The organism is Clavibacter sp. AC415, assembly GCF_979252985.1.
In genome coordinates this window covers 58,164-81,794 of sequence record NZ_CEEDAR010000016.1, presented here as the reverse complement: position 1 = coordinate 81,794, position 23,631 = coordinate 58,164, and the positions used below count along the sequence as shown (strand labels likewise).

Here is a 23,631-nt window from a genome sequence, read left to right as displayed (position 1 = left end):
CGCGTGCTCAGCTCACCACGGCGCGCAGAGCTCCCAGGGCCTCCCTCCCCGATCTGACGGGAGCCGTGACGAGCGGATGCAGCGGGTGTGATCCGACGACCACAGCTCCCGCATGCGCCGGTGCGGAGATGCGAGAGCGACGCGCTGAGCGCTCAGCGCCGTCGGGACCTGCTCTGCGCATGCCGGCGCGGCATGCCGGTCGCGGACCGTCGGGACATGCCTGTCGGTTGGTCAGGCGGGGACGTGGTGCGCCGTGTCCGAGGCGTCCCGGCGGGTGAGGACGTAGACCATGACGTCGAGCGTGACCGGGCGGCCGGGCTCTACGGTGTCGCAGGTGGTCGCGGACGCTCGAGAACCCGATGAGGATCCTTCGTGCGCGGCGACCCGATCGTCGACCGACGGCTGCGCCTGGTGATGCGCCGAGGGGCCCATCCCGAGGAGGAGCTCGATGTCCTCGTCCGAGAGGAGCAGCTCTCGCCGTACCCGGGTCTCGGACGCCGTGTCGAACAAGCCGGCGGACGACTCGAGGATGCGCTCCCGCTTGTCGGGCTGCACGCCTACCGCACGGCCCTCCGCGCGGAGCTCCGCGAGGTGGTCGGGCCCTGCGGTGACGACGCCCACGAGACCGCCGGGAGCGAGGACGCGGTGGAACTCACCCATGTTGCGCGGAGCGAAGACGTCGAGCACGACGTCCGCTGTGCCATCTCGGAGGGGCAACCCGGCCCAGGTGTCGGCGACGACCCCGTCGACGTCCGGACGACCGCGCACGGCGGCGCTGACCGCCGCGGGGGAGAGGTCGGCCGCGAGTCCGTTCGACGCGATGGCGCGGTCGAGCAGCTGGTGGAGGTAGTAGCCCGTCCCGCAGCCGGCATCGAGGAACCGGCGCTCAGGGCGGGGGGCGGCCGACAGATCCTCTCGGGCGGTCGCCCCGGCTGCCGCCAGTCCGTCGACGAGCGCATCGACGACGGGGGCGAAGTGGCCGCGGGCGAGGAATCGGGCACGGGCGGACAGCATCGGTGCGGAGTCGCCCACGACGCGTGTCGACGGTGCGAGGAGCGATGCGTAGCCGCGCTTGTTCGCATCGACGGCGTGGCCGCGCGGGCACCGGAGGGACAGCGGGGGAGCGGGCTGCAGATCCTGGTCGCAGGTAGGGCAGCGGAGCCACAGGGCGAGTCGGGCGAGATCCACGAGCGCTCCTCGGATGCGTGCTGCGGGTGCGGGGGAGGGAGGAAGGGGCTGGACGCACGAGAGCCGGTCCAGCTGGGCCGGACCGGCTCTCGTGCGTCGCGCATCAGCGCGAGGGACTGCTGCTAGTGGTGGTCGCCGTGGCTGCGCTCGACGTCCTTCGTGGTGACCGGGGAGATCCGGTCCTCGAAGAACCACTTGGACAGTGCCGCGCGAGCCCGCTGGTTGACCGTGATGCGTCCACGGCTGTCCGGGCGGATCATGAGCGGCTTGTAGTCGTCGTAGCTCACCAGGCGCCAGCGCTCGTACTCGTCGAGCTGCTCGTGGACCTCGATGAACTCACCACCGGGGAGCTTCACGATGCGGCCCGACTCGACGCCGTGGAGGGCGATCTCGCGGTCCTTCTTCATGAGCGCCAGGCAGATGCGCTTCGCGACCTGGTAAGCGATGACCGGTCCGAGGATCAGCAGCGCCTGCAGCGTGTGGATGACGCCCTCCATCGACACCTTGAAGTGCGTGGCGATGAGGTCGGAGCTCGCGGCGGACCAGAGGACCGCGTAGAACGTGACGCCCGCGGCGCCGATGGCGGTGCGCGTGGGGGCGTTGCGCGGGCGGTCGAGGATGTGATGCTCGCGCTTGTCGCCGGTGATCCACGCCTCGATGAAGGGGTAGAGCGCGACGAGCACGATGAACAGGCCCAGGACCGTGATCGGCAGGATGATGTTGAACGAGAACGTGTGGTCGAACAGCACGAACTCGAGTCCCGGCGGGACGAGGCGCAGGGCGCCGTCCGCGAAGCCGATGTACCAGTCGGGCTGCGTTCCCGCCGAGACCGGCGAGGGGTCGTAGGGCCCGTAGTTCCAGATCGGGTTGATCGTGAAGAACGACGCCATGACGACGATCACGCCGAAGACGACGAAGAAGAACCCGCCGGCCTTCGCCGCGAACGTGGGGAGCACGGGGACGCCGACCACGTTCTCGTTCGTGCCGGCCGGGGCCGGCGAACTGGGTGTGCTTGTGCACGACCACGAACAGGAGGTGGAGCGCCAGGAAGGCCACGAGGATCGCGGGCAGCAGAAGGATGTGCAGCGTGTAGAGCCTCGGGATGATCGCCGTGCCCGGGAACTCGCCTCCGAAGAGGAGGAACGATATCCAGGTGCCGATGACCGGGATGCCCTTCACCATGCCGTCGATGATGCGCAGTCCGTTTCCGGAGAGCAGGTCGTCGGGAGGTAGCCCGTGAAGCCCTCGGCCATCGCGAGGATGAAGAGGACGAAGCCGATGAACCAGTTCAGCTCGCGCGGCTTCCGGAACGCACCCGTGAAGTAGATGCGCAGCATGTGGAGGCCGATGGACGCCACGAACAGCAGGGCCGCCCAGTGGTGGATCTGCCGCATGAGCAGGCCGCCGCGGATGTCGAACGAGATGTCGAGCGACGACGACATGGCCACGGACATCTCGACGCCCTTGAGGGGCGCGTACGAACCCTCGTAGTGCGTCTCCGCCATGGACGGGTCGTAGAAGAAGGTGAGCCAGGAGCCCGTCAGCAGGATGACGACGAAGCTGTAGAGCGCCACCTCGCCGAGCATGAAGGACCAGTGGTCCGGGAAGATCTTCCGCCCGAACTCCTTGACGGCGACGCTGACGCTGGTGCGCTCGTCGAGGTATGTCGCGGCGGCGGCGGTGAGGCCGCCCCCGCTCTTGGCGGCGGGCGCGGTGGCACCCGTCGTGGTCGGATCAGCTGTTGTAGTCACCACGACGCTCCCAGAAACTCGCCCCTACGGGCTCGGTGAAATCACTCTGTGCAATGAGGTAGCCCTCGTCGTTGACGGCGATGGGCAGCTGCGGCAGGGGCCGCTTGGCCGGTCCGAAGATGACCTCGCAGTGGTTGGTCACGTCGAACTGGGACTGGTGGCAGGGGCAGAGCAGGTGGTGGGTCTGCTGCTCGTAGAGCGCCACCGGGCAACCCACGTGCGTGCAGACCTTGGAGTAGGCGACGATCCCGTCATAGGACCAGCCCTTGCGATCGGGCGCCTCGATGAGGTCCTCCGGACGCAGGCGCATGAGGAGCACCGCGGCCTTGGCCTTCTCCTCGAGCTTGCCCTCCTCGAGCTCCATGAGGGAGGCCGGGATGACGTGGAAGGCGGAGCCGATGGTGACGTCCGACGCCCTGATGGGCGTGCCGGAGGGGTCGCGGGTCAGCACCTCGCCCTTCTTCCACAGCGTGTGGCTGAGGGCCGACGCGGGCTCCTCGGCGCTCCCCGGGTACAGGTCGCGGAACAGGACCACGGCCGGGAGCGGGAAGGCGACGAGTGCGCCGATCAGGCTGTTGCGGATGAGGGAGCGGCGGCCGAAGCCGGACTCCTCGTTCGCCTGCGCGAAGATCTCGACGGCGCGCGCCTGCGTGGCCGGCGAACCGCCCTGCGGGTGGCGCTCGTCGATCAGCTCGTGGTCGCTCATGAGCGCCTTCGACCAGTGGATGGCGCCGATGCCGAGGCTCAGGAGCGCCAGCGCGATGCCGACCCCGAGGAACAGGTTGTTGAGTCGCACGCTGCCCGGGTCGTCCGCGTAGATCGGGAAGCCGAAGTAGGCGCCGATCGCGAAGACGCTGCCGACGATCGACAGGTAGAACCAGGTGTAGACGACGCGCTCGGCGGTCTTCGCCTTCTTCGGGTCCTTGTCGGTGACGCGGAGGCGGTGCTCCGGGAAGCCCGGGTTCTGGAAGGCGTCGCGTGTGGCGACGGCGGTGCCGCCGGCGAGCACGACGTCACGGCCGGCTGACTCGAGCTCGCCGGCGTCGTAGCCCGCGGGGACGACGCCCGACTCGTCCTTATCGTCGTGTGCCATGTGCGTGCCTCTCTGGTGTTCTGGTGCAGGTCATCGATGCGGGCGTCAGTTGGACCGGGCCGTGAGCCACACGGTCAGGGCGACGATGCCGCCGAGGCCGAAGATCCACATGAAGAGCCCCTCGGAGACCGGGCCGAGCCCGCCGAGGTTCGCGCCGCCGACCGTGCTGTTCTCCTCGATGTACTGCAGCGACGTGATGATGTCGCGCTTGTCCTCGGGGGAGATGTTGGTGTCGTTGAAGACCGGCATGTTCTGCGGGCCGGTGACCATGCGCCTCGTAGATGTGGACGGGAGCCACGCCCTCGAGGCTGGGGGCGAACTTGCCCTCGGTGAGGGCGCCTCCGGCCGCGGCGACGTTGTGGCACATGGCGCAGTTGATGCGGAAGAGCTCGGCGCCGTTCGCCGCGTCCCCTTCGCCGTCGAGGTACTGGCTGTCCGGGATGGCGGGGCCGGGGGCCAGGGACGCGACGTAGGCGGCCAGCTCCTTCACCTGCGTGTCCGTGAACTGCGTCGGCTTCTCCTCGGCCTGCACCGTGGTGGCCTGCAGCGGCATGCGGCCGGTGCCGACCTGGAAGTCGACGGACGCGGCGCCCACGCCGATGAGGCTAGGGGCGACGCCGGTGCCGGTCGCGTCCATGCCATGGCAGGTGGCGCAGTTGGAGCCGAAGAGCTTCTGGCCCTCGTCGATGGTCTGCGCGGACTTGAGGTCGACCTCGGCCGACGCGGTGCCCGTCTGGATCAGCGCGTAGGCGCCGCCCGTGAAGAGCAGGCCGATGGCGAGGAGGGCGACGGTCGTCAGGGGGCTGCGCCGACCGGTGCGGCGGGCGCGTGCTGTCTTGGTGCTCATGCTGTGTTCGATGCTCCCGCTCGGTGCTATTTGAGGACGTAGATGACCAGGAAGAGCCCGATCCAGACGACGTCGACGAAGTGCCAGTAGTAGGACACGACGATGGCGCTGGTGGCCTCCCGATGCCCCATCGACCGGACGGCGTAGATGCGCCCGATGACGAGGAGGAAGGCGATCAGGCCGCCAGTGACGTGGAGGCCGTGGAAGCCCGTGGTCATGTAGAACGCCGAGCCGTAGGCGTTGCTGCTGAGCGTGATGCCCTCGGTGACGAGGGTCGCGTACTCGAAGATCTGGCCGACGACGAAGACCGCACCGAGTGCGTAGGTGAGGAAGAACCACTCGACCGTGCCCCACTGGCTCGGCTTCCATCCCGTGGCGCGGGCCTGGAGGCGCTCGGCGGCGAACACGCCGAACTGGCAGGTGAACGAGCTCGACACGAGGATGAGCGTGTTCACGAGGGAGAAGGGCACGTTCAGGCGGCCCGCCTCGAACTCCCAGAGGGCGCCGGACGTCGAACGCAGGGTGAAGTAGATCGCGAACAGGCCCGCGAAGAACATCACCTCGCTTCCGAGCCACACGATGGTGCCGACGGCGACCGTGTTCGGTCGGTTCACCACCGGCGCGGTAGATGCTGGGGAGATTGAGGTCGTCGTCACAGGTTCCATTATGTCCCAGGCGGACGACGCCGACGCCCACCCCGGCCGCCCGTGAGATCCCGTCCAGCCTCTCGTTAGGCTGATCCGCATGCCCTCCGTCCCGACCTGGCCCGCCCTCATCACGACCCTGATCGAGGGCCGCCACCTCTCCGTCGCGGAGTCGACCTGGGCCATGCGGCAGGTCATGCGCGGAGAGGCCACATCCGCGCAGCTGGGCGGGCTCCTCGTGGCACTGAGGGCCTCCGGGGAGACCGTCGACGAGATCGTCGGCTTCCGCGACGCGGTGCTCGAGGACGCGGTGCCGCTCGACGCCGATCCCCGCGCGCTCGACATCGTGGGCACGGGAGGGGACCCTTACGGCGCCGTCCTCAACATCTCCTCGGTGGCGTCCGTCATCGCCGCGTCGGCCGGGGTGCCCGTCATCAAGCACGGCAACCGGGCCGCGAGCAGCTCGTCGGGGGCGTCGGACGTGCTCACCGCCCTCGGGGTCGACCTCACGATCACCCCGACGCGGGTCGCGGAGGTGCTGCGCGAGACGGGGATCACGTACGCGCACGCGGCCCTTTTCCACCCGGGCTTCCGCCACGCGTCGGCCACGCGGAGCGAGCTCGGCATCTCGACGCTCTTCAACGTCCTGGGACCGCTCTGCAACCCGGCGCGTCCCGAGGCGTCCGCCGTCGGCGTCGCGGACCTCTCGCGCGTGCCCCTCATGGTGGGCGTGTTCCGCACGCGGGGCGCGACCGCGCTCGTCTACCGCGGCGACGACGGCATCGACAAGCTGACCACCACCGGCCACAGCCACATCTGGGAGGTGAGCCGCGGCGCGGTGACGGAGCACGACCTCGACCCGCTCGAGCTCGGCATCCCGCGCGCCCCCATCGAGGCGCTCCTCGGCGAGGGCCCGGAGCAGAACGCGGCCGTGATCCGCCGCGTGCTCGCCGGCGAGCACGGGCCCCAGCGGGACGTCGTGCTGCTGAACGCGGCGGCCGGGCTCGAGGCGTTCGACCTCATGGACGATCCGACGCGCGTGCAGCAGCCCATGGCGCGCCGGCTGCGGGAGAAGCTGGCCGTCGCGGCCGACGCGGTGGACTCCGGGCGTGCCGCTGCGAAGCTCGAGGAGTGGGCGGCCGCCACGCGCGCCTGATCGGCGGCCTGCGCTCCAGCGCTGCCGGGGTGCGGCGGATACTGGTCGCATGTGCGGGAGATTCGTGGTGGCACGTGCGACGGGCGACCTCGTCGGCGACTGGTCGGTGGACGACGTCGAGGGCGAGGACCGGGCTCCGTCATGGAACGTGGCGCCGACCACGACCGTGCGGATGATCGCGGACCGTCGTCCGCACGGCGATGCGGACGCCCCGGTGCATCGCGTGCTGACCGCCGCGAGGTGGGGGATCGTGCCGCCGTGGGCGAAGGCCGTCCAGGGCGCGCCGCTCATCAACGCGCGCATCGAGACGGTGACCGAGAAGCCGACCTTCCGCCGCGCGGTCCTCACGCGCCGAGCGATCGTGCCGGCCGACGGCTACTACGAGTGGCAGGTGACGTCGGTCGGCAAGCAGCCCGTGTACCTGCACGGGGAGGACGAGCGGCCCCTGGCGTTCGCGGCCGTGTACGAGCACTGGCGCGATCCCGCGATCCCCGACGGCGAGCCGGGCGCGTGGCTGCGGAGCCTCGCCATCATCACGTCGGCCGCGAGCGACGCGCTCGGGCACATCCACGACCGGACGCCGGTGATCGTCCCCCGCGACCGCCTGGACGACTGGCTGGACGCGCAGACGGTGGCCGTGGATGACGTCCGGCACCTCCTGGGGTCCCTCCCGGAGCAGCGACTCGTGCCGCGTCCGGTCAGCCGGCGGGTGAACAGCGTCCGCAACGACGGCCCGGACCTCGTCGCGCCCCTCGACGACGCTCCCGGCCCCGACGTGCAGCCGACGCTCCTGTAGGGCCCGCGCTCGAGGAGGGCGGGAGCGCCGTCCACGACGACGCACGCCCCCGCCTCACGAGGAGACGGGGCGTGCTGTCGTGACGGGTGAGGTCTACTGCACGTCGTCGTCGACCCAGTCGAAGGTCTTCGTGACGGCCTTCTTCCAGAGGCGCAGCTGGCGCTCGCGCTCGGCGTCGTCCATGTCGGGCGTCCAGCGGCTGTCCTCCTGCCAGTTCTGGCGGAGGTCGTCGAGGTCCTTCCAGAATCCGACGGCGAGGCCGGCCGCGTAGGCGGCGCCGAGCGCGGTGGTCTCCGCGACGACGGGCCGGACGACGGGCACGCCGAGGATGTCGGCCTGGAACTGCATCAGCAGGTTGTTGGCGATCATGCCGCCGTCGACCTTCAGCTCCGTGAGGTCGACGCCGGAGTCGGCGTTGACCGCGTCCAGCACCTCGCGCGTCTGGAAGGCGGTGGCCTCCAGCGCGGCGCGGGCGATGTGGCCCTTGTTGACGTAGCGCGTGAGGCCGACGAGCGCGCCGCGCGCATCCGAGCGCCAGTACGGCGCGAAGAGGCCGGAGAACGCGGGGACGAAGTACACGCCGCCGTTGTCCTCGACCGTGGCGGCGAGCGTCTCGATCTCCGCGGCGCTCGACACGAGGCCGAGGTTGTCGCGCATCCACTGCACGAGCGAGCCGGTGACGGCGATGGAGCCCTCGAGCGCGTAGTGCGGCTCCGCGTCGCCCAGCTTGTAGCCGAGCGTCGTGAGGAGGCCGTTCTGCGAGTGGATGATGTCGGTGCCGGTGTTGAAGATCAGGAAGTTGCCGGTGCCGTATGTGTTCTTCGACTCGCCCTGGTCGAACGCCGCCTGGCCGAAGGTGGCCGCCTGCTGGTCGCCCAGGATGCCCGCGATGGGCACCTCGCGGAGGAGGCTCGAGGACTCGACCGTGCCGTAGACCTCGGAGGAGCTCTTGATCTCGGGGAGCATCGAGCGGGGGACGTCGAACGCCTTCAGGATCTCGTCGTCCCACTGCAGGGTCTCGAGGTCCATGAAGAGCGTGCGGGAGGCGTTCGTGACGTCGGTGACGTGCACGCCGCCGTCCGTGCCGCCCGTGAGGTTCCAGAGGACCCAGGTGTCGGTCGTGCCGAACATCAGGTCGCCGGCCTCGGCCTTCTCCCGCGCCCCGTCGACGTTCTCGAGGATCCATACGATCTTGGTGCCCGAGAAGTAGGTCGCGAGGGGCAGCCCGACGGTGGGCTTGAACCGCTCGACGCCGCCGTCGGCCGCGAGGCGGTCGACGATCTTCTGCGTGCGGGTGTCCTGCCAGACGATGGCGTTGTAGACGGGCTTGCCCGTGGTCCGGTCCCATACGACGGCGGTCTCGCGCTGATTGGTGATGCCCACCGCCTCGACGTCGTGGCGCGTGATGTCGGCCTTGGACAGGGCCTGGCCGATGACCTCGCGCGTGTTGCGCCAGATCTCCATCGCGTCGTGCTCCACCCAGCCGGCACGGGGGAAGATCTGCTCGTGCTCGAGCTGGCCGGTGGACACGATCGATCCGCTGTGATCGAAGACGATGGCCCGCGTGCTGGTGGTGCCCTGGTCGATGGCGACGATGTACTTCTCGCTCATGTGGTCTCTCCTTGTGGGTCGAGGGTTCTAGAGGATGGGGAGCAGCGCGTAGGACGCGAGGCCGGCGAGGACGCCGCCGATGGCGGGACCGACGACCGGGACCCAGGCGTAGGACCAGTCGCTGGCGCCCTTGCCTTTGATGGGCAGGAACGCGTGCGCGATGCGCGGGCCGAGGTCGCGGGCGGGGTTGATGGCGTAGCCGGTCGGCCCGCCGAGGGAGGCGCCGATGCCGACCACGAGGAGGGCGACGGGGATCGCGCCGAGGGCCGAGAGGCCGGCGGGCGTGGAGGCGTCCGCGTCGGGGTTGTTCGCGAGGCTGAAGCCGAGGATCACGATGACGAGCACGAAGGTGCCGATGATCTCCGTGACGAGGTTCCAGCCGTAGCTGCGGATGGACGGGCCGGTCGAGAACACGCCGAGCTTGGTGGCCGCGTCGGGCTCCTCGTCGAAGTGCTGCTTGTAGGCCAGCCAGCAGAAGACGGCGCCGATGATCGCGCCGACCATCTGGGCGAGGATGTAGACCGGCACGCTCGCGACGTCCTCGATCTTCCCCGGCGAGAGGAGGCCGAGTGTGACGGCCGGGTTGAGGTGCGCGCCGGACGCGTACGAGACGGTGACACCGGCGAAGACCGCGAGGCCCCAGCCGAAGTTGACCATCAGGGTGCCGCCGGCGAGCCCCTTCGACTTGATGAGCGCGACGTTCGCCACGACTCCGCATCCGAGGAGGACCAGGAGGGCTGTGCCCACCGTCTCCGAGAGGAATATGACTCCAAGATCCACTGCGTGGTGCTCCCATCGTTCGTCGAGGCGGGGCGGCCTCTGCCGCGTCGTCGCGGTGCAGACCAATCTAGTGCCGGGACCGCGCCGATCCCGACGCCGCGGTCAGCGTGGACATGCGGATCCCTGCCCCCGCGGGAGGGTCGGGCCGGGGCTGTCGGACGACCTCCCCGCGGGCGTATGTTGGCCGAACACCCGAGTCGCCGCCGACCGAGTCCCGTCCTCGATCCGGCTCGGATGCGCGGCTGACGTCCGCCGCCCGAGACCCGCGAGGAGCCGGCCGTGAAGAAGCTGATCAACGACCCGAGGGCGGTGGCCGAGGAGGCCGTCGCGGGGTTCGCCGCCGCCCACCCCGACCTCGTCGCGCTGAGCGCGGACCCGCTGTACGTCCGTCGTGCGGAACCGACCCGGCCCGGGCGCGTCGCGCTCGTCAGCGGAGGCGGGAGCGGGCACGAGCCGCTGCACGCCGGCTTCGTCGGGCACGGCATGCTCGACGCCGCCGTCCCCGGTCCCGTGTTCACGAGCCCGACCCCCGATCCCGTCGTCGCCGCCACGCTCGCCGTCGACGCCGGGGCGGGCGTCCTGCACATCGTGAAGAACTACACGGGCGACGTCCTCAACTTCGAGACCGCGGCCGAGCTCGCCGAGGCGGAGGGCGTGCGCGTCCGGACGGTGATCGTCGACGACGACGTCGCGGTCACCGACTCCCTGTACACGGCCGGGCGGCGGGGTGTCGCGGGCACCGTGCTCGTCGAGCGCCTCGCCGGGGCCGCGGCCGAGCGCGGGGACGACCTGGACGCGGTCGCGGAGATCGCCGAGCGGGTGGTCCGGCAGGTGCGGACGATGGGCGTCGCCATACGGGCCTGCACAGTCCCGCATGCCGGCGAGCCCAGCTTCGCGCTCGAGGACGACGAGATGGAGATCGGCATCGGCATCCACGGCGAGCCGGGGCGCGTGAAGCTCCCGCTCGAGCCCGTGGACGCGATCGTGGACCGGCTGCTGGACCCGGTCCTCGAGGACCTGGCGGCGCCCGCCGGCAGCCGCGTGCTCCTCCTCGTGAACGGGATGGGAGCCACGCCCCTCTCCGAGCTCTACATCGCCTACCGCCGTGCGGCCGGGGTGCTGGAGGAGGCCGGCCTGACCGTGGCCCGCCGCCTCGTGGGAGACTTCGTCACGGCCCTCGACATGGAGGGCCTGTCCCTGACGGTGCTGCAGCTCGACGACGAGCTCCTCGACCTGTGGGACTCGCCCGTGCAGACCGCCGCGCTGCGGTGGGGGAGGTAGTCGATGGCGCTCGGGACCGGATGGGTCGTGGCCTGGGCCACGGAGACGGCGCGCGTCGTGGCCGACCAGCGGGGTGAGCTCATCACCCTCGATCGCGAGATCGGCGACGGCGACCATGGCGAGAACCTGGACCGCGGCTTCAGCGCGGTGGCGGAGAGGCTCCTGGGCCTCGCCTCCGACGCCACCCCGGCCGACGTCCTGAAGACCGTCGCGACCACGCTCATCTCCACGGTCGGAGGCGCGTCCGGCCCACTGCTCGGCACGGCGTACCTCAAGGCCTCCGGCGCCGTCGCAGGACGCGACGACCTGGACGCGGACGCCGTCGCCGACCTGCTCGAGGCGGCGCTCGGCGGCATCGTGCTGCGCGGCAAGGCCGAGCGCGGCGACAAGACCATGGTGGACGCGTGGGGTCCCGCGGCCGAGGCCGCCCGGACCGCGGCCGTCGGCGGCTCCGGTCCCGTCGAGGCCCTCGAGGCCGCCGCGGACGCCGCGGCGCGCGGCGCGGAGGCGACCGAGCCCCTCGTCGCCCGCAAGGGGCGTGCCTCGTACCTGGGCGAGCGGGCCGTCGGCCACCGCGATCCGGGCGCGCAGTCCTCGGCGCTGATCCTCCGGGCGGCTGCCGACACCGCGCGCGACGCCAGACGGGACCGCGTCGTGAGCGTCGGACTCGTCCTCGTGTCCCACAGCGCGCTCATCGCGCGCGGCCTCGTCGACCTCGCGCGGCAGATGGCCCCGACCGTGGCGCTCGTGCCGGCCGGCGGATCCGGGGACGGAACGCTCGCCGACGACGGCATCGGGACCAGCTTCGACGTCGTGACCGCGGCGCTGGCCGCGGCGGAGGGCGGCGACGGCGTCGTCGTCCTCGCCGACCTCGGATCCGCGTACCTGACGGCCGAGACCGCCGTGGAGCTGCTCGACGAGGATGCCGCGGCACGCGTGGTCGTCGTCCGGGCCCCTCTGGTGGAGGGCGCCGTCGCCGCGGCGGTCGCCGCGGAGACCGGGGGCTCAGCTCGAGGAGGTCGCGGCGGCGGCCGCCTCCGCCGCGGGCGCGGACGCCGGCGCAGGACCCGGATGCCGGGCTCTCACGGGTCCACGGCGACGACGGCTCCGGGACGGCTCCCGGCACCGTGCGCGGCGAGGCGGTCCTCGTCAACCGCGACGGGCTGCACGCCCGGCCTGCAGCCGACTTCGTGACGCGCGCATCCGGGTTCTCCTCCGCCGTCACCGTCAACGGCCAGAACGCGGCCTCGCTGCTCGGCGTCATGGCCCTCGGGCTCACGCGAGGCGCCCACGTCGTCGTCGAGGCGACGGGCGACGACGCCGAGGAGGCCGTGACCGTGCTCGTGGAGCTCATCTCCTCGGGGTTCGGGGAGGCGTGAGCGCGCAGCTGCCCTCCTGCTGACGCTCCGCGATCAGCTCGCGTCGAGGTAGACCCACGCGCCTGCGTGCCGGACGAAGCGGCTCGTCTCCCTCTGGCTGCCTCGCTCGCCGTCGCGGCGGAAGGCCGCCGTGAACTCCACGACGCCGGTCGCGTCGTCGGGCCCGCCCAGTGAGGCGCCGTGGATCGTGAGGCGGTACCACCGGACCGACCTGTCGAGCTCGAGGTCGGGGGGTCGGGTCGAGGGATGCCAGCTGCGGGCGAGGTACGCCGCGTCGCCCAGCGAGTACGCGGAGAACCGCGACCGCATCAGCCGCTCGGCCGTCGGTGCCCGCGTCGTCCCGCGGTGCAGCGGACCGCAGCAGGCGCCGTACGGGTCCCCGCCGGTGCAGGGGCACCAGGCGTCGTCGTCGGGGGTCGCCCACGGGGCGGCGGGGGAGAGGCGCGTCATGCCCGAGCCTCCCATGACGACCGGGAGCAGGATGGAGGGGCGCCGCGGTGCCCGCCCGGCCGCCCCACGATCCGAGGAGACCCCATGACCCCCGCCACCGACCTGCTCGTGGACGCCTACGGGCGCATCGCGGACCTCGTGCGCGACGCGATCGAGGGGCTCGACGCCGAGGACCTCGCGTTCCGCCCGGATCCCGAGGCGAACACCGTCGGCTGGCTCGTCTGGCACCTCGCTCGGGTGCAGGACGCCCAGGTCGCCGATGTCGCCGGGACGGACCAGACCTGGACCGCAGGCGGATGGTCGGATCGCCTCGCCCTGCCGTTCGAGGAGTCGGCCACGGGCTACGGGCAGACGCCGGACGACGTCGCGGCGCTGTCCGGGGTCACCGCGGACCTCCTCCTCGGCTACCTGGAGGCCGTGCAGTCGGCCACGCTGGCGTACCTCGCCGGGCTGGAGGACGGGGAGCTCGGCCGCGTCGTCGACGAGGCGCTGGACGCCGCCCGTGACCCTGGGCGCCCGGCTCGATCAGCGTGCTGTCGGACGACCTCCAGCACGCCGGCCAGGCGTCGTACCTGGCCGGGCTGGTCGCACGACGCCGCTGACGCCGACGCGCACGAGCAGGCGAGGTGCCCGGCGTCAGGCGGGCAGCTCGGCCTCGATGAGGGCGACGATCTCCGGCGCATCCGGCTCCACGGTGGGCCGGAACCGGTGCACGGCTCCCGAGGGCGTCACCACGAACTTCTCGAAGTTCCACTTGACCCGCCCCGCCTTGCCCTCCGCGTCCGGCGTCCTCGTCGAGCTCGGCGTAGACGGGGTGGGCGGAGCGGCCGTTGACCTTGACCTTCTCCATCATCGGGAAGGTCACGCCCCACGTCGTGGAGCAGTACTCGTCGATGGCCTCAGCGGATCCGAGCTCCTGGAGGAACTGGTTGCTGGGGAAGCCGATGACCGTGAAGCCGCGCTCCCCGTAGGTCCGCTGCAGCTGCTCGAGCTTCTCGTACTGGGGTGCGAGCCCGCAGCGCGAGGCGACGTTGACGACGAGCACGACCTTGTCGGCGTAGGCGCCGAACGTGGTGGTCTCGCCCTGGAGCGTGGTGAGGGGGATCGCATCGAGCCGGGGATGGGTCATGGGCCGAAGGTAGACCCGTCCCCTGACAGAGCGCGCCGCCTCCGGAGCCGCCGCACGGTGGGCCGCGCAGACGACGGGAGGCCGGCCGCCCCCTGGCGGCCGGCCTCCCGGTGCGGACGGATCCGCGCGTGGCAGCGCTAGTTCGCGAACTCCGTGACGGTGGCGTCGGCGGCGACCTTCGTCGCGCCGACGTCGACCCCGTGGTACGTCCGGAGCACGTCCACCGTGTCCTGGATCTCAGCGTCGCGCTCGTCGGAGCTCCAGCCCAGCGCCTCCTGCAGGACGTCCGCGATCTCGGCGAGCATCTCGTGCGTGACGCCGCCCACGAACGCGAGGTTGGTGCGCCGCAGCACCACGTCGGACAGGTGCACGGCGTCCTCGTGCGTGGCGAAGTACGCGATCTCGGCCCGCGTGAGGTGGGGGTCGGTCGCGAGCGGCGTGGAGGGCTGGCCCGCCAGGACGTCGATGACGCTGGTGGCGCGCGTGCCGTAGCGGTTCAGGAGGCGGTCGACCTGCTCCGTGCCGATCCCCTCGGCGCGGGCCGCCTGCGTGGCGATCCACCGCGCACGTGCCGTGCTGGAGGACGGGAAGTCCTTGCCGCCGCCGATGGCCATGCCGGTCGTGTCGACCGAGCGCTCGACGCCGAGGCGCGTGGTGGCCTCGGTCGAGAGGTGCGCGGACAGGGCCCGGAACGTCGTCCACTTGCCACCGACGAGGCTCAGCACCTTCGTGTCGGGCAGGCCGGCGATCTCGGTCTCGACGATCCGGTAGTCGCGCGACACGAAGCCGGGCGCGGTGTCCTCGTGGCGAGGCAGCGGGCGGATGCCCGAGTAGCGGTACACGATGTGGTCGCGGTTCAGCTCGATCTGCGGGAAGACGTGCTTGACGAGGTCGAAGAAGTAGTCGACCTCCTCCTCGGTGCACACGGCCGGCTCGCGCGGGTCTGCGTCGATGTCGGTGGTGCCGATGAGCACGCGGCCCTTGAGCGGGTAGATGAGGACGATGCGTCCGTCGTTGTTCTCGAAGAAGATCTCGCGGCCCTTGGTGGCCTCGAGGAGCTCCGCGTTGTCGACGACGATGTGCGAGCCCTTCGTGCCGCCCATGAACTTCGTGTCGCCGCCCATCGCCCCGTTGGTGAGGTCGGTCCAGGGACCGGATGCGTTGACCACCACGTCCGCCGTCACGACGAACTCCGTGCCGGAGATCACGTCGCGGAGAGTGACGCCGCCCTCGGCGACGCCCACGGCCTCGAGGTAGTTGGCGCTGCGGGCGTGCTCGCCCGCAGCCAGGCCGTCCTTGAGCACGTCGAGCGCCAGGCGCTCGGGCTCGTGCACGGAAGCGTCGTAGTAGGTGCCGGTGAACTTGACGTCCTTGTTGAGCGCGGGCATGTCCTCGCGGGCGGCCTTGCCGACGCGGAAGCGGTGGCGCGGCACGGACCCGCCGTCGCGGGAGAAGGAGTCGTACAGCGTCATGCCGACGCTGATGAGGAGGGCGCCGCGCTCCTTGGTGGAGCGCTGCTTGTGGGTCAGCATGCGCAGCGGCGCGTTGAGGATGCCGGAGAACGTCGAGAAGATGGGCATGGTCGTCTGCAGCGGCTTCACGTAGTGGGGCGCGATGCGGATCAGGCCGTTGCGCTCCTCGACCGACTCGCGGACGAGGCGGAACTCGCCGTTCTCGAGGTAGCGGATGCCGCCGTGGATCATGTGCGAGCTGGCAGCCGAGGCGCCGGAGCCGTAGTCGGCGCGCTCGACGAGGACGACGTCGACGCCCTGCAGCGCGAGGTCGCGGAACGTCGCGATGCCGTTGATGCCGCCGCCGATGACGAGCACCTGGGCGCTCGGGCGGTCGTGGATGCGGGCGACGTTGTCCCGCAGGTCGGTCTTCTTCGACGTGGTCACGAGGAGCTTCTTCCTGGTCGGTGCGTGGGTGGTGCGCTTCCTGATGACTCCATCCTCCTCCCGCGAACGGATCACGCGAAGCCCGTGCACGGATGTGCAAGCATGTCGTCATGGTCGACGGGATCGCGCACGAGCGCACGCAGGACGCCCTCCGCGCCGCGCATCTCTACTACATGCAGGACCTGACGATGGAGGCCATCGCCCGGGAGCTCGGCACCAGCCGCTCGTCGGTGTCGCGTCTCCTGTCGTTCGCCCGCGAGACGGGCCTCGTGGACATCCAGATCCGCTCGCCCCTCGACCTCGCCACCGTGCTGGGGGAGCAGCTGCACGAGCGCTTCGGCGTCGTCGCGCACGTGGTGCCCGTCCCGGACCAGACGAGCGACGTCGACCGGGTCGACCGCGTGGCGCTCTCGGCTGCACGGATTCTCACGCAATACGTCGACTCCAACATGGTGGTCGGCGTCGCCTGGGGCTCCACGGTGAGCGCGGTGAGCCGCTACCTCGTGCCGAAGCCCACCCACAACACGCTCGTGGTCCAGCTCAACGGGGCCGGGAACGTGCGGACGACCGGGATCATGTACGCCAGCGAGATCCTCCGGCGCTTCGGGCACGCCTACGGCGCGACCGTGCAGCAGTTCCCGGTGCCGGCGTTCTTCGACGACCCCGCCACCAAGCAGGCGCTCTGGCGCGAGCGGAGCACCCAGCGCGTGCTCGAGCTGCAGGAGCGGATGGACATGGTGCTGTTCGGCGTGGGTTCGCCGGTGGCCCTCGTCCCCAGCCACGTCTACTCGGGCGGCTACCTGGAGCGGTCGGACCAGCGGGCCCTCGACGCGGACGGCGTCGTGGGCGACGTCTCCACCGTCTTCTTCCGCGAGGACGGCTCCTCCGCCGACATCGCGATCAACGCGCGGGCGAGCGGCCCCGATCTCGCCACCATCCGCCGCGCCCCCCGTCGCGTCTGCGTGGTCGCGGGTGCCTCCAAGGCGCGGAGCGTGCGCGGAGCCCTGGCGGCCGGCCTCGTGACGGACATCGTGCTCGACGAGGGCACGGCCAGGGAGCTGCTGCGCTGAGTGTCCGGGGGCCGGATCGACAGCCGAAATGGGGATCCGACGGAGCGATGCGTCAGGTGCTCGGTGGGCGATACCGGACTCGAACCGATGACCTCTTCCGTGTGAAGGAAGCGCGCTACCAACTGCGCCAATCGCCCGTGCTCGCACCGCGGACGGTGCGGCTCCATGATGCCATACCGCGAGGGCCGTCGCGGTCACGTCGACGTGACGGGGCGCGCGCGGGTGCGCCGGGCGCGCGACACGCCCGGCCCGCCTCGGGAGCATCGAGCCCGCGAAGCCCGTGAACACGGGGCGTACAGGTCGTGGACGGGCGGCGAGGCGCCCTCCGCCGGCGCTCGTTTTGCACCCGCGTCGCGACATCGGCTAGAGTCATCGAGCACGCAGGGTTGCCGGGAAGCCGGGAGCAGCGAGCGAAATGCGGATGTGGCGCAGTGGTAGCGCATCACCTTGCCAAGGTGAGGGTCGCGAGTTCGAATCTCGTCATCCGCTCGAACAGGGGCCCCGAAGGGGGTCCCTTTCACAAGGTGGGAACCACCGGTGGTGGGGTGGCCGAGAGGCGAGGCAGCGGCCTGCAAAGCCGTCCACGCGGGTTCAAATCCCGTCCCCACCTCGAGCAAGTGCATGAGCGATTGGCGCAGCGGTAGCGCGCTTCCCTGACACGGAAGAGGTCGCTGGTTCGATCCCAGTATCGCTCACCAACGGAAGGCCCCGGGAGACCGGGGCCTTCTTGCATTCCCGACGCACTCGCGCCTGCCGGGCGGCCGGTGCCCGCCTCCCGCCCGTGCTCGGCGGCCGGCGTCCCGACCCGCCTCGCCCCGCGAGGAGCGGTCCGTGCGCGCCCGGTAGTCTGGGGCGGTTCCCTCCCCGTCCCGCAAGGAGCCCGCAGTGGTAGACGCCGCCCAGCCCGAGATCCACGACGAGGCCGCGCCCGCGGAGACGCCGTCGTCCGTCACGGCGAGCGAGGCCGGCACCGGCTTCACGCTGTTCGCCGACCGCGCGGTCGTCGCCATGCGCATCGGCGGGGAGCTGCGGGACCTGGCCGCGGAGGTCGTCCCCGGCGACGTCGTCGAGCCCGTCCGCATCGACTCGCCCGACGGCCTCGCCATCCTCCGCCACTCCGCGGCGCACGTCATGGCGCAGGCCGTGCAGCAGATCAATCCGGCGGCCCGGCTCGGCATCGGCCCGCCCGTCACGGACGGCTTCTACTTCGACTTCGACGTGGCCGAGCCGTTCACCCCGGAGGACCTGAAGGCGATCTCCAAGAACATGGAGCGCATCATCCGCCAGGGTCAGCGGTTCACGCGTCGCGTGGTCTCCGAGGAGGAGGCGCGCGAGCTCATGGCCGACGAGCCCTACAAGCTCGAGCTGATCGGCCTCAAGGGCGGCTCGACCGAGGAGCTCGGCGAGGACGGCGAGTCCGTCGAGGTCGGCGGTGCCGAGCTGACCGTGTACGAGAACGTCGACGGCAAGACCGGCGAGGTGTTCTGGCGCGACCTCTGCCGCGGCCCGCACCTGCCGAGCACGCGCATGGTCGGCAACGGCTGGGCCCTGTCGCGCGTCGCGGCCGCCTACTGGCGCGGCTCCGAGAAGACCCGCAGCTGCAGCGCATCTACGGCACCGCCTGGCCCACGAAGGACGAGCTCCGCGCGTACCAGGGCCGCGTGGAGGAGGCGCTCAAGCGCGACCACCGCCGCCTCGGGGCCGAGCTCGACCTCTTCTCGTTCCCGGACGAGATCGGCTCCGGCCTCGCGGTCTTCCACCCGAAGGGCGGGATCATCCGCCGGGAGATGGAGGACTACTCCCGCCGGCGCCACGAGGACGCGGGCTACGAGTTCGTCTACTCCCCGCACATCACGAAGTCGAACCTGTTCGAGACCAGCGGGCACCTCGACTTCTACAAGGACGGCATGTTCCCCGCGATGCACCTCGACGAGGCGCGGAACGACGAGGGCGAGATCACGCGCCAGGGCGCGGACTACTACCTGAAGCCCATGAACTGCCCCATGCACGTGCTGATCTACCGGTCGCGCCAGCGCTCCTACCGCGAGCTGCCGCTCCGGCTGTTCGAGTTCGGCACCGTGTACCGCAACGAGAAGTCGGGCGTGATCCACGGGCTCACCCGCGTCCGCGGCATGACCCAGGACGACGCCCACATCTTCACGACCCGCGAGCGCATGGCCGACGAGCTGAAGGCCACGCTCGGGTTCGTGCTGTCGCTCCTCCGCGACTACGGCCTCGACGACTTCTACCTGGAGCTCTCGACGAAGGACCCGGAGAAGTTCGTCGGGTCCGACGAGGTATGGGAGGAGGCGACCGAGACGCTCCGCCAGGTGGCGGTCGAGACGGGCCTCGAGCTCGTGCCGGATCCCGCGGGCGCCGCGTTCTACGGCCCCAAGATCTCCGTGCAGGCGCGCGACGCCATCGGCCGCACCTGGCGGATGTCGACCATCCAGCTCGACTTCAACCTGCCGGAGCGCTTCGGCCTCGAGTACACGGCGAACGACGGGACGCGGAAGCAGCCGGTGATGATCCACCGTGCGCTCTTCGGCTCGATCGAGCGGTTCTTCGGCGTGCTCACGGAGCACTACGCGGGCGCGTTCCCGGTCTGGCTGTCGCCGGTCCAGGTCGTCGGCATCCCCGTGGCCGAGGACTACGAGGAGTACCTCGGCGGCGTGCTCGACCTGCTCCGTGCGGAGGGGGTGCGCGTCCAGCTCGACACGTCCGACGACCGGATGCCGAAGAAGATCCGCACCCACACCAAGGCGCGGGTGCCGTTCCAGCTCATCGCGGGCGAGGACGACCGGGCGGCCGGGTCCGTGAGCTTCCGGTTCCGTGACGGCACGCAGGTCAACGGGGTGCCGGTGGCGGAGGCCGTGGAGAGGATCACGGGCGCCATCGCCCGTCGCGAGCAGGTGGTGACCGCGTGGCCCGTCTGACGCTGTCGGACCACGAGCCCGGGGGAGACGACGAGCAGGGCGCCCCGCGGGTCGACGACCCCGGCCACCTGGCGGGCGTCCCGGACGAGTTCCAGCGGCTGTGGACACCGCACCGCATGGTCTACATCCAGAACGGGCAGCAGCCGGAGCGCGACGAGTGCCCGTTCTGCATCTCGCGCCGTCGATGTCGGACGAGGACGCGCTCATCGTCGCGCGGGGCGAGCACGCCTACGTGCTGCTGAACCTCTTCCCGTACAACAGCGGCCACCTGCTCGTCTGCCCGTACCGCCACATCGCGACCTACGACCTCGCCAGCCCGGAGGAGGTCGCCGAGATCGGCTCCCTCACGCAGACCGCCATGCGCGTCGTCCGCGAGGTATCCCGGAACGACGGCTACAACATCGGCATGAACCAGGGGCAGGTGGCGGGCGCCGGCATCGCCGAGCGCCTCCACCAGCACATCGTGCCCCGCTGGGGCAGGACGCGAACTTCCTGCCGATCATCGCGAAGACCAAGGCGCTGCCGCAGCTGCTCGGCGACGTCCGTGCATCCATCGCAGCAGCCTGGCCCGCCGCGGCGGGCGAATAGGATAGGGACCACAATGACTGACACCAACACCCCCGGACAGGTCGGCTCGAGCCGCGTCAAGCGCGGACTCGCGGAGATGCTCAAGGGCGGCGTCATCATGGACGTCGTCAACGCCGAGCAGGCGCGCGTCGCGGAGGACGCGGGAGCGGTCGCCGTGATGGCGCTCGAGCGCGTGCCCGCGGACATCCGCTCCCAGGGCGGCGTCGCCCGCATGAGCGACCCCGATCTCATCGACCAGATCAAGGCCGAGGTCTCCATCCCGGTCATGGCCAAGGCCCGCATCGGCCACTTCGTCGAGGCGCAGGTGCTGCAGTCCCTCGAGGTCGACTACATCGACGAGTCCGAGGTGCTGAGCCCGGCCGACTACGTGAACCACATCGACAAGTGGGGCTTCACCGTCCCCTTCGTGTGCGGAGCCACGACGCTCGGCGAGGCGCTCCGGCGCATCACCGAGGGCGCGGCGATGATCCGATCCAAGGGCGAGGCCGGCACGGGCGACGTGTCCGAGGCCACGAAGCACATCCGCACCATCAAGTCCGAGATCCGCGCGCTCAGCGCCCTCACGCACGACGAGATCTACGTCGCGGCGAAGGAGCTGCAGGCGCCGTACGACCTGGTCCTCGAGGTCGCCACGACGGGGCAGCTGCCGGTCGTGCTCTTCACCGCGGGCGGCGTGGCCACCCCGGCGGACGCCGCCATGATGATGCAGCTGGGCGCCGACGGCGTGTTCGTCGGATCCGGCATCTTCAAGTCGGGCAACCCGGTGGCGCGCGCGAAGGCCGTGGTCACGGCCACGGCCCTGTTCAACGACCCCGACGCCATCGCCGAGGCGTCGCGCGGGCTGGGTGAGGCCATGGTCGGGATCAACGTCGCCGACGTGCCCGCCCCGCACCGCCTCGCCGAGCGTGGCTGGTAGCACCTCGGCTCGGCACGGGGACGGCCCCGTCGTGGGCGTCCTCGCGCTGCAGGGGGACGTCCGCGAGCACGTCCAGGTGCTCGAGGGGTTCGGCGCCCGCACGCGGCTCGTGCGTCAGCCGAAGGACCTCCCCGGCATCTCCGGGCTCGTGATCCCGGGCGGCGAGTCGACCGTCATGGACAAGCTGTCGCGGCAGTTCGGCGTCGCCGGTCCGCTCCGCGCCGCCATCGACGACGGCCTGCCGGTGTACGGCACGTGCGCCGGCCTCATCATGCTCGCGGACGAGATCGTGGACGCCATCCACGACCAGCGGAGCATCGGCGGTCTCGACGTCTCCGTGCGCCGGAACGCGTTCGGATCGCAGACGTCGTCCTTCGAGGTGGACCTCGAGGTCCCCGAGCTGGGCGACCCGCCCGTGCACGCGGTCTTCATCCGCGCCCCCGTGGTGGACTCGATGGGCCCGGGGGCACGCGCGCTGGGAACGCTCGACGACGGCCGCGTGGTCGCCGTGCGTCAGGGCGCGCTCCTCGGCACGTCGTTCCACCCGGAGGTCACCGGCGACCTCCGCTTCCACCGCCTCTTCCTCGACATGGTCGAGGACGCGGGGCGCACCCTCTGACCCCGGGGTCCCTCGGCGGGACCGCCCGATGGTCCATCATTGACAGCGAGCAGACGCCGCGTAAGGAGAACCACCCGTGTCCGGACATTCCAAGTGGGCGACCACGAAGCACAAGAAGGCGATCATCGACTCGCGGCGGGCGAAGTCGTTCGCGAAGCTGATCAAGAACATCGAGGTCGCGGCGAAGATCGGCGGCGCCGACATGTCGGGCAACCCGACCCTCGTCGACGCGGTGCAGAAGGCCAAGAAGACCAGCGTCCCGAACGACAACATCGACCGCGCGGTGAAGCGCGGAGCCGGCCTGCTCGGCGAGGTCGTCGACTACCAGACGATCATGTACGAGGGGTACGCGGCCAACGGCGTCGCCATGCTCGTCGAGTGCCTCACGGACAACAAGAACCGCGCGGCCGCGGAGGTCCGCACGGCGATGAGCCGCAACGGCGGCACCATGGCCGACCCGGGCAGCGTCGCCTACAACTTCCACCGCAAGGGCGTCCTCGCGGTGCCGCACGCGGAGACCCCCACCGAGGACGACGTCCTGGCGGCCGTCCTCGACGCGGGCGCCGAGGACGTCACCGACCACGGCGAGGTCTTCGAGATCCAGTGCGAGCCCTCGGACATGGTCGCCGTGCGCCAGGCGCTCCAGGCGGCGGGCATCGACTACGACTCCGCCGACGTGGAGTTCGTGCCGCAGGTCAAGGTCGAGGTCGACCTGGAGACCGCGCGCAAGGTCAACAAGCTCGTCGACGCCATGGAGGACCTGGACGACGTCCAGAACATCTACATCAACAGCGACGTGCCCGCCGACGTGCAGGCGGCGCTCGACGACGACGAGGAGTAGGCCCTCATCGCCGCCGCGCGGGGAGCGGTGCGGGTGGCATGACGTCCGTGCGGATCCTGGGGATCGATCCCGGCCTGACGCGGTGCGGCGTGGGCGTCGTGGACGTCTTCGCCGACCGCTCCGCCCGTCTCGTCGACGTGCAGGTCGTGCGCACGAGCCCGACGACGGAGCTCCATCACCGGCTCCTCGCGGTCGGCGACGGCATCGAGGAGCTGGTCGACCGGCACCGCCCGGCGGTCGTGGCCATCGAGCGCGTCTTCGCACAGGACAACGTGTCCACCGTCATGGGCGTGGCCCAGATCACGGGCGTCGCCCTCGTGGGCGCCGCCCGTCGCGGCCTCGACGTCGCGATGCACACGCCGAGCGAGGTGAAGGCCGCGGTCACCGGCTACGGCCAGGCCGACAAGAAGCAGGTCGCGACGATGGTGGCCCGGATCCTCGGCCTCGACGAGCTGCCGACCCCGGCAGACGCCTCGGACGCCCTCGCACTCGCCATCTGCGCCGGGTGGCGCGCGGGCATGTCCCGTGCGGGCATCGCGGGCACCCCGGTGCCCGTGCCGCGCGCGGTCGCACCGGGGGCGCCGCCGGCCGCCGGGCCGACGGCCGCGCAGTCCGCCTGGCTCGCTGCCGAGCGTGCGCAGCGGGGTCGGCGCTAGCT

General features: G+C 71.1%; 17 protein-coding genes, 4 tRNA genes and 7 pseudogenes. 17 read left to right on the top strand and 11 right to left on the bottom strand.

The annotated features are described in order from the left end of the window. Positions 1 to 231: 231 nt before the first annotated feature. From ACZ411_RS07830 to ctaE, 5 genes and pseudogenes are all read right to left on the bottom strand, one after another. Entirely contained in the window at positions 232 to 1,188 is a 957-nt protein-coding gene (locus tag ACZ411_RS07830; RefSeq protein ID WP_464169726.1) for a methyltransferase domain-containing protein, read from the bottom strand. Between the two features lie 122 nt (positions 1,189 to 1,310). Beyond that, positions 1,311 to 2,939 (bottom strand): annotated as a pseudogene (gene qcrB / locus ACZ411_RS07825) (cytochrome bc1 complex cytochrome b subunit). Next, complete coding sequence (gene qcrA, locus ACZ411_RS07820; protein ID WP_104289836.1) at positions 2,923 to 4,032, bottom strand: cytochrome bc1 complex Rieske iron-sulfur subunit; 1,110 nt, start codon at positions 4,030 to 4,032, stop codon at positions 2,923 to 2,925. The pseudogene qcrB and the gene qcrA overlap by 17 nt, the downstream one beginning before the upstream one ends. A gap of 45 nt (positions 4,033 to 4,077) precedes the next feature. After that, positions 4,078 to 4,879, bottom strand: a pseudogene (gene qcrC / locus ACZ411_RS07815) (cytochrome bc1 complex diheme cytochrome c subunit). Between the two features lie 26 nt (positions 4,880 to 4,905). Beyond that, on the bottom strand, positions 4,906 to 5,544 hold the full coding sequence (ctaE, locus tag ACZ411_RS07810) for an aa3-type cytochrome oxidase subunit III (protein ID WP_094116055.1): 639 nt from the start codon (positions 5,542 to 5,544) through the stop codon (positions 4,906 to 4,908). Between the two features lie 79 nt (positions 5,545 to 5,623). On the opposite strand from ctaE, the gene trpD reads away from it, so the two are divergent. Together trpD and ACZ411_RS07800 are read left to right on the top strand one after the other, a co-directional pair. Next, entirely contained in the window at positions 5,624 to 6,679 is a 1,056-nt protein-coding gene (gene trpD, locus ACZ411_RS07805) for an anthranilate phosphoribosyltransferase (RefSeq protein ID WP_464169722.1), read from the top strand. Positions 6,680 to 6,728: 49 nt separating this feature from the next. After that, positions 6,729 to 7,475, top strand: a complete 747-nt coding sequence (locus ACZ411_RS07800; RefSeq protein ID WP_464169720.1) for an SOS response-associated peptidase — start codon at positions 6,729 to 6,731, stop codon at positions 7,473 to 7,475. A gap of 93 nt (positions 7,476 to 7,568) precedes the next feature. Here the strand turns inward: ACZ411_RS07800 and glpK are convergent, their stop codons facing one another. Beyond that, entirely contained in the window at positions 7,569 to 9,086 is a 1,518-nt protein-coding gene (gene glpK, locus ACZ411_RS07795) for a glycerol kinase GlpK (RefSeq protein ID WP_094116052.1), read from the bottom strand. A gap of 27 nt (positions 9,087 to 9,113) precedes the next feature. Next, a complete protein-coding gene (locus ACZ411_RS07790) occupies positions 9,114 to 9,866 on the bottom strand; it encodes an MIP/aquaporin family protein (RefSeq protein WP_464169718.1) in 753 nt (250 codons plus the stop codon). Positions 9,867 to 10,145: 279 nt separating this feature from the next. On the opposite strand from ACZ411_RS07790, the gene dhaK reads away from it, so the two are divergent. The 4 genes and pseudogenes from dhaK (at position 10,146) to ACZ411_RS07770 (ending at position 12,526) form a co-directional block, all read left to right on the top strand. Next, on the top strand, positions 10,146 to 11,147 hold the full coding sequence (dhaK, locus tag ACZ411_RS07785; RefSeq protein ID WP_104289833.1) for a dihydroxyacetone kinase subunit DhaK: 1,002 nt from the start codon (positions 10,146 to 10,148) through the stop codon (positions 11,145 to 11,147). Positions 11,148 to 11,150: 3 nt separating this feature from the next. Next, positions 11,151 to 11,786: pseudogene (dhaL, locus tag ACZ411_RS07780) on the top strand (dihydroxyacetone kinase subunit DhaL); the annotation flags it as partial. Between the two features lie 15 nt (positions 11,787 to 11,801). Then, positions 11,802 to 12,341 (top strand): dihydroxyacetone kinase phosphoryl donor subunit DhaM, encoded by a 540-nt coding sequence (gene dhaM / locus ACZ411_RS07775; protein ID WP_464170084.1) that lies wholly within the window; start codon positions 11,802 to 11,804, stop codon positions 12,339 to 12,341. Next, positions 12,338 to 12,526 carry an HPr family phosphocarrier protein gene (locus ACZ411_RS07770; RefSeq protein ID WP_464169715.1) on the top strand — a complete coding sequence of 63 codons (189 nt, stop codon included), beginning with the start codon at positions 12,338 to 12,340 and terminating at the stop codon, positions 12,524 to 12,526. Before dhaM ends, ACZ411_RS07770 begins: the two co-directional genes overlap by 4 nt. Before the next feature lie 33 nt (positions 12,527 to 12,559). Here ACZ411_RS07770 and ACZ411_RS07765 read toward each other — a convergent pair whose 3' ends face one another. Beyond that, positions 12,560 to 12,976, bottom strand: a complete 417-nt coding sequence (locus ACZ411_RS07765) for a YchJ family protein (RefSeq protein WP_464169713.1) — start codon at positions 12,974 to 12,976, stop codon at positions 12,560 to 12,562. A gap of 84 nt (positions 12,977 to 13,060) precedes the next feature. Between ACZ411_RS07765 and ACZ411_RS07760 the strand changes: the two are divergent. Further along, positions 13,061 to 13,578, top strand: a pseudogene (locus tag ACZ411_RS07760) (mycothiol transferase). A gap of 34 nt (positions 13,579 to 13,612) precedes the next feature. On the opposite strand, the pseudogene ACZ411_RS07755 reads toward ACZ411_RS07760, so the two are convergent. Together ACZ411_RS07755 and ACZ411_RS07750 are read right to left on the bottom strand one after the other, a co-directional pair. Beyond that, positions 13,613 to 14,105, bottom strand: a pseudogene (locus tag ACZ411_RS07755) (glutathione peroxidase). 137 nt (positions 14,106 to 14,242) lie between these two features. Further along, positions 14,243 to 16,003: a glycerol-3-phosphate dehydrogenase/oxidase gene (locus tag ACZ411_RS07750; protein WP_464169711.1), complete on the bottom strand. Its 1,761-nt coding sequence runs from the start codon at positions 16,001 to 16,003 to the stop codon at positions 14,243 to 14,245. A gap of 110 nt (positions 16,004 to 16,113) precedes the next feature. Here ACZ411_RS07750 and ACZ411_RS07745 point away from each other — a divergent pair, with 110 nt between their 5' ends. After that, entirely contained in the window at positions 16,114 to 17,073 is a 960-nt protein-coding gene (locus ACZ411_RS07745; protein WP_464169709.1) for a sugar-binding transcriptional regulator, read from the top strand. A gap of 64 nt (positions 17,074 to 17,137) precedes the next feature. Here the strand turns inward: ACZ411_RS07745 and ACZ411_RS07740 are convergent. Next, positions 17,138 to 17,210 (bottom strand) — tRNA-Val (locus tag ACZ411_RS07740). A 280-nt stretch (positions 17,211 to 17,490) separates the two neighbouring features. On the opposite strand from ACZ411_RS07740, the gene ACZ411_RS07735 reads away from it, so the two are divergent. The 9 genes and pseudogenes from ACZ411_RS07735 to ruvC all read left to right on the top strand — a co-directional run bounded on the left by ACZ411_RS07735 (position 17,491) and on the right by ruvC (position 23,629). Next, positions 17,491 to 17,562 (top strand) — tRNA-Gly (locus ACZ411_RS07735). A 50-nt stretch (positions 17,563 to 17,612) separates the two neighbouring features. Beyond that, positions 17,613 to 17,683, top strand: a tRNA-Cys gene (locus ACZ411_RS07730). Positions 17,684 to 17,696: 13 nt separating this feature from the next. Beyond that, positions 17,697 to 17,771: transfer RNA gene (locus ACZ411_RS07725), tRNA-Val, on the top strand. Between the two features lie 310 nt (positions 17,772 to 18,081). Continuing rightward, positions 18,082 to 20,009: pseudogene (thrS, locus tag ACZ411_RS07720) on the top strand (threonine--tRNA ligase). A gap of 2 nt (positions 20,010 to 20,011) precedes the next feature. Further along, positions 20,012 to 20,597, top strand: a pseudogene (locus ACZ411_RS07715) (HIT family protein). A 13-nt stretch (positions 20,598 to 20,610) separates the two neighbouring features. Then, positions 20,611 to 21,513, top strand: coding sequence for a pyridoxal 5'-phosphate synthase lyase subunit PdxS (gene pdxS, locus ACZ411_RS07710; RefSeq protein WP_464169707.1), 903 nt, complete (start codon positions 20,611 to 20,613; stop codon positions 21,511 to 21,513). Continuing rightward, positions 21,503 to 22,132, top strand: a complete 630-nt coding sequence (gene pdxT, locus ACZ411_RS07705) for a pyridoxal 5'-phosphate synthase glutaminase subunit PdxT (protein ID WP_104289825.1) — start codon at positions 21,503 to 21,505, stop codon at positions 22,130 to 22,132. The genes pdxS and pdxT overlap by 11 nt, the downstream gene beginning before the upstream one ends. 76 nt (positions 22,133 to 22,208) lie before the next feature. Beyond that, positions 22,209 to 22,973 carry a YebC/PmpR family DNA-binding transcriptional regulator gene (locus ACZ411_RS07700; RefSeq protein WP_094116042.1) on the top strand — a complete coding sequence of 255 codons (765 nt, stop codon included), beginning with the start codon at positions 22,209 to 22,211 and terminating at the stop codon, positions 22,971 to 22,973. Positions 22,974 to 23,020: 47 nt separating this feature from the next. Further along, positions 23,021 to 23,629: a crossover junction endodeoxyribonuclease RuvC gene (gene ruvC, locus ACZ411_RS07695; protein WP_104343755.1), complete on the top strand. Its 609-nt coding sequence runs from the start codon at positions 23,021 to 23,023 to the stop codon at positions 23,627 to 23,629. The last annotated feature ends 2 nt before the right edge of the window (positions 23,630 to 23,631 follow it).

What these genes read in the sequence shown, in the direction of transcription:
- qcrA (WP_104289836.1), bottom strand. Translation starts at nt 4,032, where the DNA reads ATGGCACACGACGATAAGGACGAGTCGGGCGTCGTCCCCGCGGGCTAC.
- ctaE (WP_094116055.1), bottom strand. Translation starts at nt 5,544, where the DNA reads ATGGAACCTGTGACGACGACCTCAATCTCCCCAGCATCTACCGCGCCG.
- trpD (WP_464169722.1), top strand. Translation starts at nt 5,624, where the DNA reads ATGCCCTCCGTCCCGACCTGGCCCGCCCTCATCACGACCCTGATCGAG.
- ACZ411_RS07800 (WP_464169720.1), top strand. Translation starts at nt 6,729, where the DNA reads ATGTGCGGGAGATTCGTGGTGGCACGTGCGACGGGCGACCTCGTCGGC.
- glpK (WP_094116052.1), bottom strand. Translation starts at nt 9,086, where the DNA reads ATGAGCGAGAAGTACATCGTCGCCATCGACCAGGGCACCACCAGCACG.
- ACZ411_RS07765 (WP_464169713.1), bottom strand. Translation starts at nt 12,976, where the DNA reads ATGACGCGCCTCTCCCCCGCCGCCCCGTGGGCGACCCCCGACGACGAC.
- ACZ411_RS07745 (WP_464169709.1), top strand. Translation starts at nt 16,114, where the DNA reads ATGGTCGACGGGATCGCGCACGAGCGCACGCAGGACGCCCTCCGCGCC.
- pdxS (WP_464169707.1), top strand. Translation starts at nt 20,611, where the DNA reads ATGACTGACACCAACACCCCCGGACAGGTCGGCTCGAGCCGCGTCAAG.